We start from the raw sequence: 19289 nt of genomic DNA, 5'->3' as shown, positions 1-19289 counted from the left end.
GCCCTGATAACATAAGAAGATTGCCCACCGCCGTTATGACATTGTGTTAAGGCATTATGAACAAATCAATTCCCGGATTTTATTTCCTGTGCAGCATTTTTAAAGCATCCATCAAAATACCGGGGTCGTATTGTCCTTTATAAAACGGAGACACTTTTCTGTCAGATTTCAGCAGGCCAAATACGGCGGTTTGAGCGGTGCGGACAGAATACTCTACTGTAAAAACAACATCATCCGGAATCTCCGCATACTGCCCTATAAAGGCAAAGTTCCTGGCGCCATCGGGTATCACTTTCGGGCGGTCTTTACCCGTTCTCGGCATAAACTGGCTGGTAATATATGGCATCATTGCGGGAATAATAATAGATGTATTAATAATATGTTGCGCCTGTTGGGTAAAACGCAAATGAGACAATAATTCCAGAAGCATTTCATCCCCGCTGCACTCCGACATTTTCTTCTTTACAAAATTTCCTTCCTTGTCCGGAAACAGGCCATAGCCCCACCAAACCCAAACGTCTTTTGGCTGATCGTAATAATGTGGCTGATGGTTCAGCACCACTGTCAGCAGCCAATTGGAGTCTTTAATTGTGACCAGTCCGCCCTTCCCCGCCTGGCTTCCCGAGAATTTTTCCAGCAGATCAAAGAAGGTAGCATCCTTTGCGGTAACCGTAAACGACATCCACTTTGTTTTCTGAATATCCGTACAGAAGGGGGCCGTATTTCCAAACTCGGGAGTTTTAGCCGCCAGCTTTTGCCAGAGTTTCCATGATCCACCGGTTTTTTCTGTTTGCAAAACCGGGGCCGCCTGTTTACTTCCGGTGGTTGAGTTGGCTGTCATGCTACCGTTAGTAATAAATACAAGGTCATCTGCCAACAGTTCAATTTCTTCTTCCTTTCCATTTCGTTTAATATATAATTTCTCGGCTATCTTCTCCTTCTCGTCTAGCCGCATGGCAATATCTGTTATTTCAGCGCCCATTTCAAACTGTACATTATGCGCTTTGAGCCACTTTACAATCGGCCTTACCATAGCATCAAACTGGTTGAATTGCGTGCGGTAAATCCCTGACATAGTATCAATGGTGCTGAACAGATGTGTAAAGCGCAGGCAATACCGTTTGAATTCGATCGCACTGTGCCATGGCTCAAAGGCAAAGGTGGTACACCAGATGAACCAGAAATTACTTTCAAAAAAATGTGCCTGGAAAACATCTTCAATTGTTTTGTTTTCCAGTAGTGCTTCAGGCGTAACGCAAAGTTTTACCAGGTCAATCCTATCCCTTTCATGAAAACCCAGGTTAGCCACATCAACAATTTCCCCGCCTGCCACCAGGCGGGCTTTATCATTCCAAAAGAACTCCTGGTGAAATTCCATTAATTCATCTTTCGCTGATCTTTTAGGATCACTTATTGATGGGATAAAGGAAAGAAGATCATAAGTACAGTTGAACTTTTCTTCAAACATCCTGCCGCCACGCATACTGTAGCCATCTGTTGGATTGCCGCCTGCATCAAGGCTTCCCCCGTATTTTTCATCCTGCTCAAAAATGATGATGTTTTTCCCATCAAGTCCGCCTTCTTTAACCAGGTAACAGGCGGCAGACAAAGAGGCGATACCGCTTCCTACCAGGTAAGCCTTTGTGGCCGAATTTTTTTTAGTCATAATGCAATTTGATATGGGTTAAAAATTATTTGAAGATGCTTGGTTTCCGTTAAGCAGGATATGTGATTGCGAAACTGATTAACAAACTAACAGGCTAAAAGGTTTACTTAAAAAAAATTGGCCGGCCAGCATTCCTGCCGGCCAGCCAGTCACCTTATAAAAAATCAAACTACTTACAATCTCCGTCCGGCGTACAAACTTGTCCGGATAAAGTATCCAGCGCAGTTACCGGTTGTGTGCTTTTCCATTCTGCAAACGCTGCTTCAAGGGTTTGTGTGAATGCTTCCACCGGTTGCGCTCCAGACACGCCATATTTGCGGTCGAGCACAAAAAACGGTACGCCCCTGATGCCCAGTTGCTGCGCTTCATTTACATCCCTGTTCACGGCTGCTGCCATTTCGGTGGTTTCCAGTACGGCTTCCACGGTGGCTTTATCCAATCCTATTTCTACGCCAAGTTCTACCAGGGTAGCATGATCGCTAACATCTTTACCTTCTGTGAAATAGGCATAAAATAAACGCTCTTCCGCTGCATCGCCCAGGCCCTGTTGCTTTGCCAGCTGAATAAGTCGGTGCGCATCAAAGGAATTGGCGATCACCGCTTTGTCGAAGTTATAGGTAAGACCCGCTTCACGCGCGGTTCCCGCCAGTTGTTCGTGTATGGTTAAAGACCACTCGCGCGACTGCCCCTTCATTTCTGCCACATAGTCGTATACATCCTTTCCGGGCTGGGATTTAAGGGAGGGATTCAGCTGGAAACTTTTCCATTCCACCGTGATGTCCTCTTTCCCGGGAAATTTCTCCAATGCTGCTTCAAATCTCCGCTTGCCGATATAGCAAAACGGGCACATGATATCAGACCATATTTCTACTTTCATCATTTTTAATTTAAGATCCAGCTACAAAGTTAATATATTTGCTTTCAAAAAGTAACCAGTTTCCAGATGGTAAGTGCTTTACCAAAGGTAACCAATAGCATACAGATGAAAACAGAAGAACTCACAATAGCGAAAACAGAAGAACTTACAATAGATTGCGGAAGGCCGAAGGCGGAAAACAACTCGCATACGGATTGCCATAAAGTGATTATGCCGGTAAGAGACGCCCTGGATGTGATCAGCGGGAAATGGAAACTGCCTATCATCATCGCTGTTTCCCGTGGCCATAAACGCTTCCGGGATATAGAGCGCAGTATCCCGAAAATAACATCAAAGGTGCTTTCCAAAGAGCTGAAAGACCTGGAAACACATAAACTGGTGAAGCGTACGGTATACGATACCCAGCCCGTAACGGTGGAGTATACGCTTACTCCCTATGCCGCTACGCTGGACAGTGTGATCATTGCCCTCCAGAAATGGGGCATCCAGCACCGGAAAAAAATACTTGGGAAATAAGCATAAGGCGGAGTAAATTATCTCCGCCTTATTCTTCAGATATTTTCAGTACTATTTTGCCTCTTCCGCTACCGCCGCTCCGGCTGTACTCCTGTGCCTCAGCGGCCGCCTCCAATGAATGGAACACTTTACGTACATAAGGCCGTATCAGTCCTTTCTCCAGCAATTTATGCACCTCATGCATGGAAGTAAGTGTTTTAGTACCCGCCCATAGTGCGTTTACGTTTGCTTCGGTTACTTTTCCGGGATCGGGCATCTGCACAATGCATAACAAGGTTCCTTCCGGCCTGAGCACGGCCAGCGACCGCTCCGTAGTATCTCCTCCCACGGTATCAAATACAATATCCACCGGGTCCATTTGTGTTTCAAAAGGCGCCTCCCGGTAATCGATCACTTCACTGGCTCCCAGCGAAGTAACAAAATCAATATTCTCTGCGCTGGCGGTGGCAATCACATAGGCGCCGGCGTTATAGGCCAGTTGCACCGCGAAATGCCCTACCCCGCCTGCTCCTGCATGGATGAGGATGCGTTGCCCCTTTACCAGCCCCCCTACATCAAACAACGCGCCCCAGGCGGTTCTGGCGCCGGCCATAGTAGCCGCTTCTTCAAATGAAACTTCGTGCGGTTTGCGGAACAGGCTTTCTCCCTGCGCAATCGCATAGGTAGCATAGGAGCCATCCACCGAGCCATATACTTCATCGCCTACCTTTTTGCCAAATACGCTTTCACCTACCGCGGTGATAATTCCTGAGGCTTCCACACCAGGTATATAAGGCAATGGATGCTTCATAAAGCCTTCTCTTATTTTCCAGTCGATGGGATTTACACCACTGGCCATTACCTTGATCAGCACCTGGTCTTCTGCAGGCACCGGAACGGGCACCTCTTGCAGCTGTAACTGCTCCGGGCCTCCGTAGGCATGTACACAAACAGCGGGTATGTGGAGGTTTTTCATTACTTTTTTTGTGCTAATGTATTGAAATAAGCCTTAGGATAAATCCTTAAGCGGTAATTCTTTACCTTTGCCGTTCATATTTATAGCAGTATCATGACTTTTGGTGATTTAAACCTCAATACTCCCTTATTAAACGCGATAGACGAACTGGGTTATAAACAACCTACCACTATACAACAACGCGCTTTTTCCGTCATTATGTCCGGCCAGGATGTATGCGGCATTGCGCAAACGGGTACAGGTAAAACATTTGCGTACCTGTTGCCTGTGCTGCGCCAGTTTAAATTTTCAAAAGAGAAATATCCTACAGTGCTCATCATTGTGCCGACCAGGGAACTGGTAGTGCAGGTGGTAGAAGCCGTTAAAAAGCTCACCACTTATATGAATGTATCTGTGCTGGGTATTTACGGAGGCGTGAATATGAACCCGCAGATGGCCGCTGTGCAGGATAAACTGGATATACTGGTGGCCACACCCGGGCGACTGTACGATGTGATTCTCAGCGGGGCGCTGAAAGTAAAGCTGGTAAAGCGCCTTATTATTGATGAAGTGGACGAGATGCTGAACCTGGGTTTCCGTACGCAGCTAAGGAACATCATGGACCTGCTGCCGCAGAAACGGCAGAACCTGATGTTTTCCGCCACCATTACAGAAGAAGTGGAAGCAATCATTGAAACCCATTTTAATAACCCCGTAAGAATAGAAGCGGCGCCTACGGGTACGCCGCTGGAAAACATTGAACAGGTAGTGTACCGGGTGCCTAACTTTTATACCAAAGTGAACCTGCTGGAAATGCTGATCACCGACGATAAAAGCATGACCAAAACACTCATCTTTGCCGCTACCAAACAGCTGGCCGATGATCTGCATGAACAGCTGGAAAAAGAGTTCCCCGGGCAGGTAGGCATTATCCATTCCAACAAGGAACAGAACCACCGGTTTAATACCGTAAAGAAATTTCAGCAGGGCGAATACCGTTTCCTCATTGCTACTGATATCATTGCCCGCGGGCTCGATATTGCAGAGGTGACGCATGTGATCAATTTTGATACGCCGGAAGTACCTGAAAACTATATTCACCGTATCGGGAGAACCGGAAGGGCTGATAAGAAAGGCATTGCCATTTTGTTTACCAAAGATGCAGAAACAGCCTCTCTCGAAGCGATCGAGCGCCTCATGAACTATACCATCCCTGAAATGCCGCTTCCGGAGGATCTTACCATTTCAGATGTATTAACGGAAGATGAGAAACCGAAGGTCCATATGCGGAATACGCTCGTAAAAGCGCCCAAACGGGATGATGCAGGCCCTGCATTTCACCAGAAGCTGGCCAAAAATATGAAGACCAACAAAAAGGTAAGCCACAAAGAAAAAATGATGTTGAAATATGGCAAGCCCAAGAAAAGAGGCGCCAAAAAGAAATAATGACAACGGGTTATTTTGCGCATAACGCGAAATAACCCGTCCCCCTCCATCTTCCCCTGTTCCCCTTTTTACAAATACACCTGGGACAGCTTCCGGAAACAACGGAATAACAATTCATTAACAAACTTTACTTATAATTAAAAAACCGGGCATCCCCCGGGATCGAATATATCCTGTAGTGTGCATGTTATTGTAATAAAATCAGTTGTCTTACGGGTGGTTGTTCCTCATTGCTTAAAATAGCCATGCAATGGCTGCCTGTCCGACTTATTTCCTAACCGCGTATCAATAACCATTGACAACAGCAGCCGGCACCGGGCTTGCGATTATCAACTAAATCCCAGCATGAGTGCATCTATCAACGATATTGAACTGCTTGCACAACTGAAATCGGGCAGCGTGTCCGCTTTTCAGTATTTTTATGAGAACTACCGTGAATGGCTGTACGTAACTGCATATACTATATTGAGGAACGAAACCGAGGCCCAGGAGCTGGTCCAGGATTTTTTTGTAGACTTCTGGCAAAAGGACCTGAGCGCGAGGATTGACCTGAGCGCCACTAATTCTCTCAAAAATTTTCTTTTTGTCAGCGTCCGGAACCGCTGTTTGAATAAAATTGCCAAAGATGCCACGCGAAACAAAAGATTAAAGGATATCATGCTGCCTGACACGTATACAATTCCTGCCAGCAGGTTAGAGAACAATGAGCTGAAAGAGCAGCTGGAAACCGCCATTAACCAGCTACCCGAACGCCAGTCGCTGGCATTCAGGCTGGCCTACCAGGAACATAAAACCCGGAAAGAAATAGCAGCCTTCATGGACACCAGTGAAGAAACTGTAAAAAAACAGGTAGCCAACGCGCTGAAAACTTTAAGGGCATCCTTAAAAAAAATCCTTTTCTAATACCCCGCCCGATTAAATAAACGGTTAATAGTGTACATGAACAGCGCAGAAGAAATATACAGGCTAATGACTGAGAAGCTCGCGGGAACAATTTCCGCAGCAGATGATCAATTGCTGGAGGAACTTATCGAAGAAGACGGATCAGTAAGGGAAAAGTGGGAGAAACTTTCCGGTATGCAGGTGCCCTCCCCTCCTGTCCCGTGGCTGGAAGTCATTGATTTTAAACAAAACAGGCCTCTTTACCGGGTATTACTTCCCTGGGCAGCAGCAGCCGCCGTTATTGCTATTGTTGCATTCTCGGCCTGGAAGTGGGACTTTTTCGCCAGTCCCAAACCCGCTCCCCTGGCCGCAATAAATAAAGATGTACTACTGGAGGTCAGCGGCCAACCCACCATTAACCTGACACAGTCAACCGGCAGCATTACCATTGCTGGCAAAACCGTTCCCAATAAAAACAATACCCTTTACCTGAATGCTGCAGACGACCTGCCACAAGGGATCCGCTCCCTGGTAGTGCCACATGGGAAAAGCTATGAAGTAGCCCTCCCGGATGGTTCCATTATTACGCTCAACGCAACTACTGTCATGAATTTCCCTGCCACCTTCAAAGGCGGCACCAGGGAAATTACACTGAACGGGGAAGCTTACCTGAACATCGCCAAACGGGCAGGAAAACCCTTCCTGGTGCACCTTCCCAACAGTACAGTGGAAGTGCTCGGTACCAGCTTTAATATCAACAGCTACGACAGCAGCCTGGTAAAAGTATCCCTGGTAGAAGGTAAGGTACGGATGAAAGCCGGTAAAAAAACGGTGACTATGCAACCCGGACAACAGGCTATCTTCAATAAACAGGCAGCCACCCTCGATACACAACCATTTAACGCTACCGTAGAACTGGGCTGGCAGAAAGGATTATACTGCTTTTCCGATATGCCTCTCGATGAAATATGTAATGCCATTTTCCGGTGGTATGGCGTACGCGCTTCACTGGATCATCCGGACCTGGCCAGCCGTACCTTTACCGGCCTGCTGGATAAAAATACACCTATGAGCTTCTTCCTGGAAGGAATAAAAGCCACCACAGGAACTGATTATTATTTTACGGCAGACAGTACGCTGCATTTCAAGTAACAGCCAAATACCAAAGCAAAGGATAAATAACCATGAGTCAACCAATAACCAAATACCTCCTGATCAACCCGGGGAAAAGAGCTTGCACCACGTACGAACAGGTTCCTGACTACCTGCAGTCACAACTGATCCCGAATGCCAAATGCTTTACCGATATTGATGAAGATGGCGTGATCATGGATCAGCATATCCAGATCAATGAACTGTCCATCTCCTATCATCTCATTCATTTGACAAAAGGAGTGGCGCTCACAACAGTGCCTCCAGGCAAAAACTACTTACCGGTGGGCATTTCCGGCTTTACCGCGAGTTCATCCACCCTGCCTATGACCATGAAGCTGGGAAAAAAAGAGCTTAATACGCTGAAAGGCGCTTCCGGTACAGCAACCATGGTCAGTGAAAAAGAATTCGTGATCAGTTTCGAAGTAAACCTGCACCTTCCGTTTGCCAAATACCTGGTGCCGGAGTTCCCGTTGTTCAGTGCACTGAATGTAAAGGAACCTACCGTCGATAAACAGGTGGTCCGGAAAACGCCCTATCATCTCAACGAAGTTAACTACCAGATCATGCACCGGATCCGCAGCTTTAAAGCCGTGGGGGAAGCGGCAGATGTGTTCTTCCGGCGCAATGCCATCGACTTTTATGCTACCTATCTCCGTTACCTGCAGGCGCCTCCGCCACTGATGCTGATGGAGCAATACCGGGAAAAACTGCGGGAGATAGCAAATTATATCATTCATCACCCGGCGGAAGTAACCACTAAAGAGGCGCTCTGTGACAGGTTTGGAGTGGCCTCCGAATTCCTGGAAGCGCCGTTTGAACAGGAATTCCTGATCACCGTAGAAGAATTGATCCTGCAGGAAAAAATGGCTTTCGTTTTCAAAATGTTACTTGAAACCAACCGCACACTAACACATATTGCCAGTCTTACCCAGTACAGCAACTGGGAAGAACTATCGGCCGTATTTGAAAAATACTATAAATGCAATATCGCAGAATTGCGAGCCGCACAATAACCCCTTACTGATGGTCGCCCCGGCGGCGCCCTGTGCTGCTGCCGGGTACCATTTGGCGATGATGCGCCTACCTGCCTCCCTGCGGCAGCTCCTTTAACAGTTCCTTTATAAAAAGATCCGCTGCTTTTTTGTGATAGGTTCCTTTCTGCCAGATAATATACGCCCGGCGTTGTAATTCTTTTCCTTCAATAGGAATAGCCACCAGGTTTTTCCAGCCCAGCAAAGCCCTTTCATTCAGCAGGGTGGCCCAATGCCCTTTTTCCACCAACGATAAAATGGAATGCACATCGTTCATCTCGATCCTCACCGCAGGCTGGATCTTATTCCGCTGTAATACCTCATCCAGGGAGTCACGGGCACTGAAGCCACGGGAAGCAAAGATCAGGTCTATGTTGTTGAGGCTTTGCAGGCTGATCTTCTTCAGATCCGCCAGCTTATTTTTTTTAGATACTGCCATTACAATGCGGGAGCGGAACAGCTCCTTCGTTTCCAGGTCTTTGTAAAAAGCTTCCTGGTGAAATGCCAGTACCAGGTCAAGTTCAGATGCCCGCAGTTTGCTTTCCAGCTGCTCTGTGGTGCCGTATTCCACGTATATTTTGATACCCGGATATTTCACCGGGAAGGTGGTCAGCGCCGGCAGCAGGAAAGAAGTAAAGGCATACGTAACGCCTATACGTAATTCGCCGCTCAGCATATTCTGCAGGTCCTGGATAGCCTGCTTTCCTTTCTCCACATCGAGCAGGATCTGGCGGGCATGCAACAGGAAAACGCCACCCGCTTCCGTGAGGTGAACATGTTTGCCGATCCGGTCGAATAACAACATGCCCAGCTCATTTTCCAGCTGCTTGATCTGCTGTGATAAAGTAGATTGCGTGATGTACAATGCGGCAGCCGCTTCTGTAAAATGCGCCATTTCCGCTGCCTTTACAAAATACATCAGTTGACGGAGTTCCATACGCTAATCGGTTTTATCAATGAATATCATTAAAACAATCTATTTAACAAATATAGTTCTCTTACCGAAATTTGCACCGGTTTCAATACCCTAAATAATGATTTTCAGATGGATGCTTTTCGTGCTTTAAAATCCCGGAATTTCCGGTTATTCTTCTACGGACAATCAATTTCACTCATAGGTACCTGGATGCAGAAAACAGCCGTATGCTGGCTGGTATACCGCCTCACTAACTCCGCAGTGCTGCTGGGCGTAGTGAGCTTTGTAAGCCTTATTCCTTCCCTGCTCCTGTCGCCCTACGCAGGCAGCTATATCGATCGCCACAACCGTTACCGGATCCTGGTGATCACACAAGTCATTTCCATGCTGCAGGCAGGGGCCCTGGCGCTCATGATCCTGCTGCGCTACTATAACATTCCAGGTATCATTTTCCTGTCGCTGGTACAGGGCGTGATCAACGCCTTCGACGTTACCTGCCGGCAATCACTGATGGTGGAGATGGTGGAGAAACGGGAAGACCTGCCCAATGCCATCGCCCTGAATTCAACCATGTCCAATTTCGCCCGTATTGCAGGACCCGCGCTGGCAGGGATTATACTGAGCACTTTCGGGGAAGACTTCTGCTTTGCCAGTAACTTCCTCAGCTATGTGCCGGTGCTGATCTCTTTATGGATGATGAAAATTGTGCTGCCGCCGGTGATTAAATCCGACCGGAGCATCTGGGCGGAACTGAAAGAAGGCTTCCACTATATTGCAGGCGATAAAGATCTCTCCTCCCTCCTGCTGATGTTATCTGCCAGCAGTTTACTGGTGATCCCTTTCAACACCCTGATGCCGGTATTTGCCAAAGACATTTTTAACGGCGACGCCAAAACATTCAGCTGGTTTGAAAGCGCGGCCGGGCTGGGCTCCATTGCTTCCGCCATTTACATGGCCAAACTCAAACTGGGAAAAGACCTGGTAAAGCTGCTCATTACTGCCAGTCTTATTTTTTCACTGAGTGTGCTGCTGCTGTCGATGTCCGGCTGGCTACCCCTGGCACTGGTGTTCATGACGCTTTCCGGGGTAGGCATGATGGCGCAGACGGCATCTATCAATACCTATATACAAACGCACGCAGCCCCTTCCATGCGGGCAAGGGCTATCAGCTATTATATCATGGCTTTCCAGGGCATTATTCCTGTAGGTAGCTTGCTTACCGGTTTGCTGGCGCATTTTATCGGCCCGAGGTTAACCGTATTTGTAGCAGGACTGGCAGGTGCAGTGGCAACGGCCATCTTCGTTAATTATCGTAAAAAACTGCGTCTTCATCAACTGGAAATACAGGAGAACAGCCGGGCAGGCATAGCGGCATAATTGAAAAAGCGGCGGGTGGGTATAACAGTATAAAAAAATCCGGGGTTGCCACCCCGGATTTTTTTATTAAAATTTAAACGACAAACTCCCGGTAAAACTTCTCAGCTTTTGCGGGTTTACAGTGGTATACCCGATCCAGTAATGTTTATCAGTAATGTTATCCATTTTAAATGCAACCCGGAAGCGTGGCTGATCGTAGAAGATACTGCCGTTCAGCACCGTGTAGGATGGCAATATGAATGTACCTACGGTACGGTCGTTGACGATCTTGTTATCACTGGCGTAATTACCGCCAAATCCAAACCCAAGGCCATCGGCCACACCGGCAGAGATGCGGTAACTAAGCCAGAGATTGGCTACAGAGGGCGCACCGGCAGTACCAGGGCGCATGCCTTCCACATCTTTGGCGGCTGCTTCATATCTGGAATCATTATAGGCATAACCCGCCACGATGTTAAAGCCCTGGAAAGGATTTGCAATTACTTCCGCTTCAAACCCTTTACTTACCTGGGTTCCATCCTGTACGGAAAAATTAGGATGGGCCAGATCAGGGCGCAACACATCTTTTACTTTGATATGATAGTAACTGAGCGTACTGTTGATACGCCCGTTCAATAACTGCAGCTTTACGCCACCTTCCAGCTGGTTGGCCTGTTCCGGTTTAAACGTTTCCCCGGAAGCAGTAGTACCGGTTTGATTGGTAAAACCGTTCTGATAGTTACCAAAGATAGAGACCCTGTCTTTCAAAGGCTCATATACGATACCAAATTTAGGAGAAAATGCAGTTTGGTTATAGTTGCCTTCATAGATGCCTTTCACATCATTATAGCTGCCCTTATTATCGAAATAATCCACGCGCAAAGCCGCCAGTACCATCAGGTTATCTGTGAGGTTTAATACATCCGATATATAGGCGCTATAAGTGTTGGTAAGATTCTTAATAGGGAAAGTAAAGGCCAGGCCCTGGTTGGCATACAAGGTATCCAGGTTACGGCGGTTAAAATTAGCATAGGTAGGAATATCGCCATGGGATGGAATAGTGTCATAAGTGCCGCCGCCAAAGAACTGGTCGGCTTTATGATGAAAGTAATCCAGTCCGCCTACGAAACGGTTTCTCAGGCTGCCGATCATAAAGTCGCCATTAAAGTTCTGCTGTATTTCCAGGATACCATCCCTGCTGTTATCTGTGAACTGGTCGTTGCGGGAAATATAATTACTTCCTTTGGCGCCGGCTACACCAGTGGCAGCGGCGTCTGACAGGAGATAAAAATAAGGAGAAGGACCGTTTGAGAAACTGTTGGTAGAACTGATGTTGGTGCTCATGGTCCACTGGTCAGACAATTTATATTTCATCTGCCCGAAAATATTGGTATTACGGGAAGTCTGGTACAGATCGTTCTTTGCATAGGCCCTTTTGTAATCTATTTTCAGCCCATCGGCACGATCGGTGCCCAGGTCTGCAACTGGCTGCATATAAGGGAAGAAAAATACGCCCAGGCCGGTATTCTGACCGGTGGAGAACTCTGCATCAAAGAGGAACGACAGGCGGTCGTTGACCCGGTATGATAAGCTGGGTGCAAAGGCAAAATTTTTATTGAAGCCATAATCCTGCCAGCTGCCTTCGTAATTATACGCCGTATTGATTCTCAGTAATACGTCTTTTTCTTTATCCAGCGGCGTATTTACGTCTGCGCTTACGCGGTTAAAACCATAGCTGCCCATCGCGTAGGTAACATCTCCGCCAAAATGGTCGTAAGGTTTCTTTGTAACACGGTTGATCAGGCCGCCATAGGAAGTGAGGCTGTTACCAAACAAGGTAGCAGATGGCCCTTTGATCACCTCTACATGTTCCAGGTTATAAGCATCAATTTTAGCGGTAACATTGCCCGCCAGGCCATTGCGCAGTTTACTCTGCGTGATAAAACCACGGAGGTTATAATAACCGCCGCCATCGCCGCCACGGCCGGTGGCATCCCACATGCGGGTAAGCCCCGGTGCATTTTTCAGCGCATCATCTACCGAAAACACTACCTGCTGCTGCAACAGCTCTTTGGTGATGGTGCTGTATACCTGCGGGTTTTCCAGGTTCTTCAGCGGCATTTTTGCCACATCATAACTGGATGTTTTAATGAGCTTGTTATGGTTACCGGTTACCACCACTTCTTTGAGGGCTTTACTGGTAACAGCCAGCTGCAGCCTGAGATTGGTGGTTTTCCCTGCATTCACCACTACCTGTTCTTCTATCGGGGCATAGCCCATCAGGGTGATGATGAGATGATAACTACCGGGTTTGATATGCGTAAACATAAAGGATCCATCCGTTTCAGATATCGCGGTTTCATTGGTTTCCTGTAAAAGGATCACTACATCCGAGGCCGCTTTACCATCTGTGGTAAGCACTTTGCCCCTGATGTTGCCAGCATTTTCCTCTTCTGCCCACAGCCATGCAGGTGAAAAAAGGAGCGCTGATAATAAAAATATAAAGCCGGTCTGCCTGATCATATTTTGCTTTTTTTTGATTTTGCAAAATTGGAGCAGACAGCACCGGCAATATAATCGTATCGGGAATTTTATTTACGCAATAAGGAAATTATCTACCGGATCACGGCACGGGTAACCCCTTCCCGGGTAATTTTTACGGGTTTGATATAACCATCTTTATCAAAATACATCCGCTCGATACAGGTTTCACGGGAATTGGCCGCTTTCTCTGTCAACGGACGACGGTGATACACGATATACCAGCGGTTTTCTTTGGGAATGCCGATCACCGAATGATGGCCAGCTCCGTTGGCGATAGTAGCGTCCTGCTGGAGAATTTTCGCTATCCTTTTGAACGGGCCCATCGGGGAATCGGCAATGGCATAGGCCACGCTGTAATCGGGACCTGTCCAGCCGCCTTCAGACCACATGAAATAATATTTGCCATCTTTCTTAAACATAGTAGGACCTTCCACATACTTCTCCGGCGTGATTTCCTTAAAAGTAGTTCCATCTGCAAAAGGAATGAAGCCGGTGAAATCGGGTTTCAGCTGCGCAATATTACAATGCCCCCAGCCGCCATAAATGAGATAGTATTTACCGTCGCTGTCGTGGAACACGTACTGGTCGATAGGTTGCGCCTTATTGATGATCTTGTCTACCAGCGGCTTGCCGAGATAATCTTTAAACGGGCCGGCCGGGTTGTCGGCCACTGCAACGCCTATTCCGCCCACTTCTTCATTGCTTTGTATATCATTGGCGCCAAAGAACAGGTAATATTTATGATCCTTTTCTATGATAGAAGGCGCCCATACAGCGCGTTTGGCCCATTTCACAGATGCCGTATCCAGGATATGCGGATGTTTGGTCCAGGTTACCAGGTCGGGCGATGAAAAAGCATCAAAGAACACCTGTTTTTCATAAGCAGCGGAATAAGTGGGATAGATCCAGTATTCCCTGCCAAATATCACTCCTTCCGGATCGGCGTACCAGCCCGGGAATACAGGGTTTCCGGATAATTTGTCCAGCTTTTTCTGTTGAGCCATCGTAACATGCGTACTGCCTGCGAGCAACAACAATGCTATCATTCTTTTCATGTAACCAGATTTTATGAATCGTTAAAAATAATAAAAATCATTCTCCGTTCTAAAGAGATAATAAATTTTCGATATACTTTTCCATAATTTTATTGTTCAGAAAGGATTTTACATGAAGCGGGGAAAAAAAATAATCAGGCTATTGCTGATCATCACAGGTATATTCTTATTGGTGCTGACAATTGCCGGTGGGATCCTGTACAGCCAGCAGGAACGGCTCACGCAGATGGCCGTAAAGGAGTTGAACAAGCAGTTTGCAGGAGAGTTGGTGATTACAAAAAGTAGCATTTCCCCGTTCAGCAACTTCCCGTATATTTCCATTGCCCTTCACGATGTCCGTTTTTTTGCAGATAAAAAAATGCAGGGGCAGCCACTGTACCAGGTAGAGCGCCTGTACGTGGGCTTCAGTTTACCGGATATTCTTCAGCAGCATTACAACGCCCGCATTATTGCACTGGCCAACGGACGGGTGCAGGTGGCCCGTTACGCTAATGGCGATGTGGACCTCATTAAGGCCCATGAGTTCAGGAGCAGCGGCCCCGCTGCCCCGGCCGATTCCAGCGAAGAACTGAGCCTGGACCTGAAAAAAATCATCCTGAAAAATATTGATGTCAGTTACCACGACGGTGTATCCGGTGTAAATGTGAACGCGCATATCGATAAGATAAAAACAGCGTTCGCTATGGACTCAGCGCGCATTGCTATCGACATGGACAGCAAGCTGGAAATAGATGTTACCAGTAAATCAGATACCATCCTTTTCCGCCATAAACAACTAAACTTCGCACTGGCAGCGGTATACGACAAACAAAAGAAACAGCTCACCTTACCGCCGGGCACCATCCGGCTGGAACAGGCCTCCCTTGAGCTGCAAGGCATGGCCAGCGAACGTTATGTAGACCTGAAAGTAAAAGGCGATAAACCCGACCTGAATCTCCTGCTGGCCGCAGTACCTGCTGATGTGGCTGCCATGCTGGAAAAATACCGGCACGATGGACGCGTATATTTCGACGGCATCATCAAAGGCGCTATCGGCAAAGGCATCATGCCCCTGATGGAATTTAACTTCGGCTGCGAAAATGTATGGTTCCAGAATAAAAAGATCGACCGGAAAGTAGACCAGATGGGCTTCAAAGGCTTTTATACCAACGGCGCTTCGCATAACCTGCAAACATCCGAGCTGCATATCCTGAACTTCAACGCCAAACCCGGCAGCGGCGTGTTCAAAGGCAACTTCGTGATGAAAAATTTTACGGATCCGCAAATCCTCATGCAGCTGTATTCTGAGCTGAACCTCCGTTTCGTAGGAGAATTCCTGGGCATCAAAGATCTGGAACAGATCAGCGGTGAAATAAAGCTGAACATGAATTTCCGGGAGATAGTGGATATGAGGATTCCGGAAGAAAGTCTTGCCAGGCTGAAAGATGGCGTACAAAGTGAGCTCACGGTAAAGGATCTTGAATTCCGCATTCCTGGTTACCATCTGCCGGTACAACATATGAATATACATGCGCAGATTCAGCAGGGACGCCTGCAACTGGACTCGGTTGCTTTTCGTATAGGCAGCTCCGATATACTTGCCCGGGGCGATGTGAGCGATGTGCCTGCACTGTTCCACCGGCAAAACAAACCAGTGGCCGTAAACTTCAGCGCTTCCAGCAAACAGTTGCAGCTGGGCGAATTATTTAAATTTGATTCCACCCATCCTGTGCTGTCCAAAGAGATCATTACCGGGTTTAATATAGGGCTCGCGTTTGAAACATCCGTAAAAGAACTGCTGCATCCCAATCCATTGCCCAAAGGGACTTTCAAAGTGGAAAAACTGTATGCTAAATTTCACAAGTACCCACATGCCCTGCACGATTTTAATGCAGCAGTGATCATCAACGATACCAGCCTGCGGGTGCCCAACTTCAGCGGAAATATCGACAGCACCAGCTTTGCATTCAAAGGAAGATTAAACAACTATCTCATCTGGTTTGATAGAATTAAAAAAGGAAATACTGAAGTGGCCTTTGATTTTAAATCGGACCGGCTGGCGGTGAACGACCTGGTGAGTGAGCGTGGCCGTAAATTCATCCCGCAGGGATATTGGTATGAAGAAGCCAATAATGTGTGGCTGCGCAGTAAAATGAACATTAAGTATGATACTGTTTTTAAGAGGATAGATGCCCGGATTGCGAATATCTCCGGAACGCTGAAACAGCATCCCATTAAAGTGGAAAATGTAACAGGAAGAATACGTTATGGCAACAACCGGTTTATAGTGGTGGATACGCTTACCGGCAAAGTGGGGCGTACCGACTTTAACCTGAACATGCGTTATGCCGCCGGCAAAAGCAAACGGCAACAAAGCCGCAGCAACTATTTCCGGTTTAAATCCGATATGCTGGATATTGATGAGCTGATGAACTATGATTTCACAGACCAGCCGGCAACTGCCGCTGCACCTGCAAAGCGTACCACTGTGAAAGAAAATGATTCGCTGCATGCCTCAGGCTTCAATGTTTTCAATATCCCTTTTTCCGCATTTGAAACACAGGTAGATGTAAAGAAGATCAAATACAAAAAGCTGTGGCTGAGAAATGTGCTGGCTAATATTCATATGCAGGAAGACCAGAAAATCAAAGTGGACACCATTGCTATGAATATTGCCGGCGGGCACATTGGTATGCGCGGCATGTTCAACGCCGCCGATCCGAAGAAACTGTACTTCCGGAGCGGGATCTATCTCAAAAACGTAGATATCTCCAAAATGCTCATCAAGTTTGATAATTTCGGCCAGGACTTTGTGCTCAACAATAACCTGAAAGGCGTACTGAGCGGGCAAATCAAAAGTTATGTGCGTATGCATCCTGATCTTACCCCGGTGCTGAGTGAAACGGAATCCCGGATGGATATTGAAATTACCAACGGTACGTTACTGGACTTTGGTCCCATGCAGGCCATGGCCGGTTATTTCAAGGATAAAAACCTCCGCATGGTAAGGTTCGATACCCTGCGCAATAAATTAACCCTGAAAAACGGGATACTGGAAATCCCGAATATGAACATCAATTCCTCCCTCGGCTATATTGAAGTATCCGGTAGCCAGTCGCTGGACATGAGCATGAACTACTACCTGCGCATTCCCATGAAAATGGTGACCCAGGTGGGCTTCCAGGCGCTCTTTGGCCGGAAGCAAGACGAAGTGGATGTGGACCAGGTAGATGAAATTGAGTACCGGGATAAAGATAAAAAAGTGCGTTTTATGAGCATCAATATCTCCGGTACTCCCGACAAATACAAGATTGCGCTGAAAAAAGCAAAGAAAACCTCCTGATCAGTCATCAGGGCATTACAGACGCCCGCTGCCGGGTGATGTATGCGATCCTCCTTTGGGCTTCTTCTTCGCTGTTTTTATCCGCTACCAGGTTATTACCGGTATATTTTTTATACAACGGGGCTGCATTGCCCGGCTGGAACTGTACCTGTTCCACAGATGCTACCCTACCGGGGATCATTGCGCCAAACCAATGATCGTCTGCCTGCTGCTTCCAGGTAACCAGCGTAAGTAATGCATCTGCCGGGTAACTGGCGGCGCCTTTCCTTGCGCTGGCCACTGCCCGCTCGTTACCATACAGGGTGCTCATGGTTTGCAGATCTTTCTGAACGCCGCTGGCGATCACCTTCCATTCGCTTAGTTTCAGGAATGGCGTATCAGGCAGCGAGGCAGCAGTGTGTTGCGTAGGCGTGGTGAAAACAAAATCATTGTTGCGCATAGGCTGGTGGCAGTTAACGCATTCCATCGTGAACATAGCATTTTTCCCGTAAGGTTTCAGATCGGTTCCTTTCCAGCGCGCCCAGCCCCAGCCTTTGGTGGCAGCGTATTTGTGGCTGTCTTTGATCATAAACTCCACCTGTTTAAACTCTCCGGGCGCTATATTTCCCGCGGTATCTGCCAGTTCGTCCCAGGCTATTTTAGCGAATACCGTACCATCAGGCCAGGGATTAGTAGTATGCTCCCGGATCGCCTTCACGGCAATATCATTCCCGGTGATCACGCGCATGGTACCGTTATCCAGTCGTTGTGTACTGCTGATAGCTTCCCAGTTTTTATAATCCGGCATATAGCCGATACCGTTAGGCACCGGTTGTACCGGGACAACCCGCGCATCTGGTTTCCAGGCATCGTATTGCCGGTTTGCTGCGGCGGTTTTGCTGCTGTCTGGTTTTACGGGCAACAGCTGCGTGGCCAGGTAATTTTTAAGTACGGTAATATCTTCCGTTGTCAAACGCGCCCCGGGATGAAGGGCGGTATACTGCGACAGCGGCATGGCGTTGAATGTCATCTGGTTAAGGGATTCAAACAGTTTTCCTTTCTGCTGGTCTTTTGACAGGCTATCCCAGTTGGAAAAATTAAGTACCTGCCTCCCTTCCGTGATGTGGCCGGCTACCAGCCAGATGGCGGGAGATACCTGGTCGAACCAGGCCAGGTGCGTTTCGTTGGAGTGGCAATCGTAGCAAGCCTTCCGCAGTACGGAGCTCACCTCCGGCGGAACATCCGGCTCACCGGTTACCGGCGGATTCGTGATACGGGGCCTGATAAACTGTAAAGCGATAAAACAGCCGGCCGTTATCAGCAGTACAACTTTCCACGTCTTATTCCGTTTCATAGTGTCGTTCATTTATATTTGCGGCAAAATAATCAACCTGAATCACCATCAAAGTTCTTTTCCTGTGAACCGGACAAATGAGGGGGTGAACCAGTATAATTTAACAATGAACCTCGCATATAGTTGCCGTTAACCGTTCAAATCCGGACACGGCAACTTTAAAAACGGACAATATTATTCATACAAACAATTCATTATCAACCTGTAAGGCCGTGGCATTATCTTAGTCCGGATAAATTGCACTACTCATAATTGT

The 19289-nt window shown here is 47.4% G+C and carries 14 protein-coding genes; 7 read left to right on the top strand and 7 right to left on the bottom strand.

Annotated elements, in window-relative coordinates; genetic code table 11:
- Positions 1-79: 79 nt before the first annotated feature.
- A complete protein-coding gene (locus VIM72_RS08025; protein ID WP_332002318.1) occupies positions 80-1666 on the bottom strand; it encodes an oleate hydratase in 1587 nt (528 codons plus the stop codon).
- Positions 1667-1835: 169 nt separating this feature from the next.
- Complete coding sequence (locus VIM72_RS08020; RefSeq protein WP_332002317.1) at positions 1836-2543, bottom strand: DsbA family oxidoreductase; 708 nt, start codon at positions 2541-2543, stop codon at positions 1836-1838.
- Positions 2544-2648: 105 nt separating this feature from the next.
- Here VIM72_RS08020 and VIM72_RS08015 point away from each other — a divergent pair, with 105 nt between their 5' ends.
- Complete coding sequence (locus VIM72_RS08015; RefSeq protein ID WP_332002316.1) at positions 2649-3059, top strand: helix-turn-helix domain-containing protein; 411 nt, start codon at positions 2649-2651, stop codon at positions 3057-3059.
- 28 nt (positions 3060-3087) lie between these two features.
- Here VIM72_RS08015 and VIM72_RS08010 read toward each other — a convergent pair whose 3' ends face one another.
- A complete protein-coding gene (locus VIM72_RS08010) occupies positions 3088-4014 on the bottom strand; it encodes an NADP-dependent oxidoreductase (protein ID WP_332002315.1) in 927 nt (308 codons plus the stop codon).
- Between the two features lie 93 nt (positions 4015-4107).
- Here VIM72_RS08010 and VIM72_RS08005 point away from each other — a divergent pair, with 93 nt between their 5' ends.
- The 4 genes from VIM72_RS08005 (at position 4108) to VIM72_RS07990 (ending at position 8489) form a co-directional block, all read left to right on the top strand.
- Positions 4108-5439 carry a DEAD/DEAH box helicase gene (locus VIM72_RS08005; protein WP_332002314.1) on the top strand — a complete coding sequence of 444 codons (1332 nt, stop codon included), beginning with the start codon at positions 4108-4110 and terminating at the stop codon, positions 5437-5439.
- A 345-nt stretch (positions 5440-5784) separates the two neighbouring features.
- On the top strand, positions 5785-6342 hold the full coding sequence (locus VIM72_RS08000) for an RNA polymerase sigma factor (RefSeq protein WP_332002313.1): 558 nt from the start codon (positions 5785-5787) through the stop codon (positions 6340-6342).
- Between the two features lie 66 nt (positions 6343-6408).
- Positions 6409-7473, top strand: coding sequence for a FecR family protein (locus VIM72_RS07995; protein WP_332002312.1), 1065 nt, complete (start codon positions 6409-6411; stop codon positions 7471-7473).
- A gap of 32 nt (positions 7474-7505) precedes the next feature.
- Positions 7506-8489 carry a hypothetical protein gene (locus VIM72_RS07990; RefSeq protein WP_332002311.1) on the top strand — a complete coding sequence of 328 codons (984 nt, stop codon included), beginning with the start codon at positions 7506-7508 and terminating at the stop codon, positions 8487-8489.
- 67 nt (positions 8490-8556) lie between these two features.
- Here the strand turns inward: VIM72_RS07990 and VIM72_RS07985 are convergent, their stop codons facing one another.
- The gene (locus VIM72_RS07985) at positions 8557-9444 is read right to left on the bottom strand and encodes a LysR substrate-binding domain-containing protein (protein ID WP_332002310.1); all 888 of its coding nucleotides are present in this window, start codon (positions 9442-9444) and stop codon (positions 8557-8559) included.
- Positions 9445-9552: 108 nt separating this feature from the next.
- Here VIM72_RS07985 and VIM72_RS07980 point away from each other — a divergent pair, with 108 nt between their 5' ends.
- Positions 9553-10800 carry an MFS transporter gene (locus VIM72_RS07980; protein WP_332002309.1) on the top strand — a complete coding sequence of 416 codons (1248 nt, stop codon included), beginning with the start codon at positions 9553-9555 and terminating at the stop codon, positions 10798-10800.
- A gap of 66 nt (positions 10801-10866) precedes the next feature.
- Here the strand turns inward: VIM72_RS07980 and VIM72_RS07975 are convergent, their stop codons facing one another.
- Together VIM72_RS07975 and VIM72_RS07970 are read right to left on the bottom strand one after the other, a co-directional pair.
- A complete protein-coding gene (locus VIM72_RS07975) occupies positions 10867-13302 on the bottom strand; it encodes a TonB-dependent receptor (protein WP_332002308.1) in 2436 nt (811 codons plus the stop codon).
- 92 nt (positions 13303-13394) lie between these two features.
- Complete coding sequence (locus VIM72_RS07970) at positions 13395-14378, bottom strand: glycoside hydrolase family 43 protein (RefSeq protein WP_332002307.1); 984 nt, start codon at positions 14376-14378, stop codon at positions 13395-13397.
- A gap of 112 nt (positions 14379-14490) precedes the next feature.
- On the opposite strand from VIM72_RS07970, the gene VIM72_RS07965 reads away from it, so the two are divergent.
- A complete protein-coding gene (locus VIM72_RS07965) occupies positions 14491-17700 on the top strand; it encodes an AsmA-like C-terminal region-containing protein (RefSeq protein WP_332002306.1) in 3210 nt (1069 codons plus the stop codon).
- A 7-nt stretch (positions 17701-17707) separates the two neighbouring features.
- Here VIM72_RS07965 and VIM72_RS07960 read toward each other — a convergent pair whose 3' ends face one another.
- Complete coding sequence (locus VIM72_RS07960) at positions 17708-19033, bottom strand: cytochrome P460 family protein (RefSeq protein WP_332002305.1); 1326 nt, start codon at positions 19031-19033, stop codon at positions 17708-17710.
- Between the last annotated feature and the right edge of the window lie 256 nt (positions 19034-19289).

The organism is Chitinophaga sp. (genome assembly GCF_036569185.1).
Taxonomy (GTDB): Bacteria; Bacteroidota; Bacteroidia; order Chitinophagales; family Chitinophagaceae; genus Chitinophaga.
This window is presented reverse-complemented; position numbering and strand designations above follow the sequence as displayed.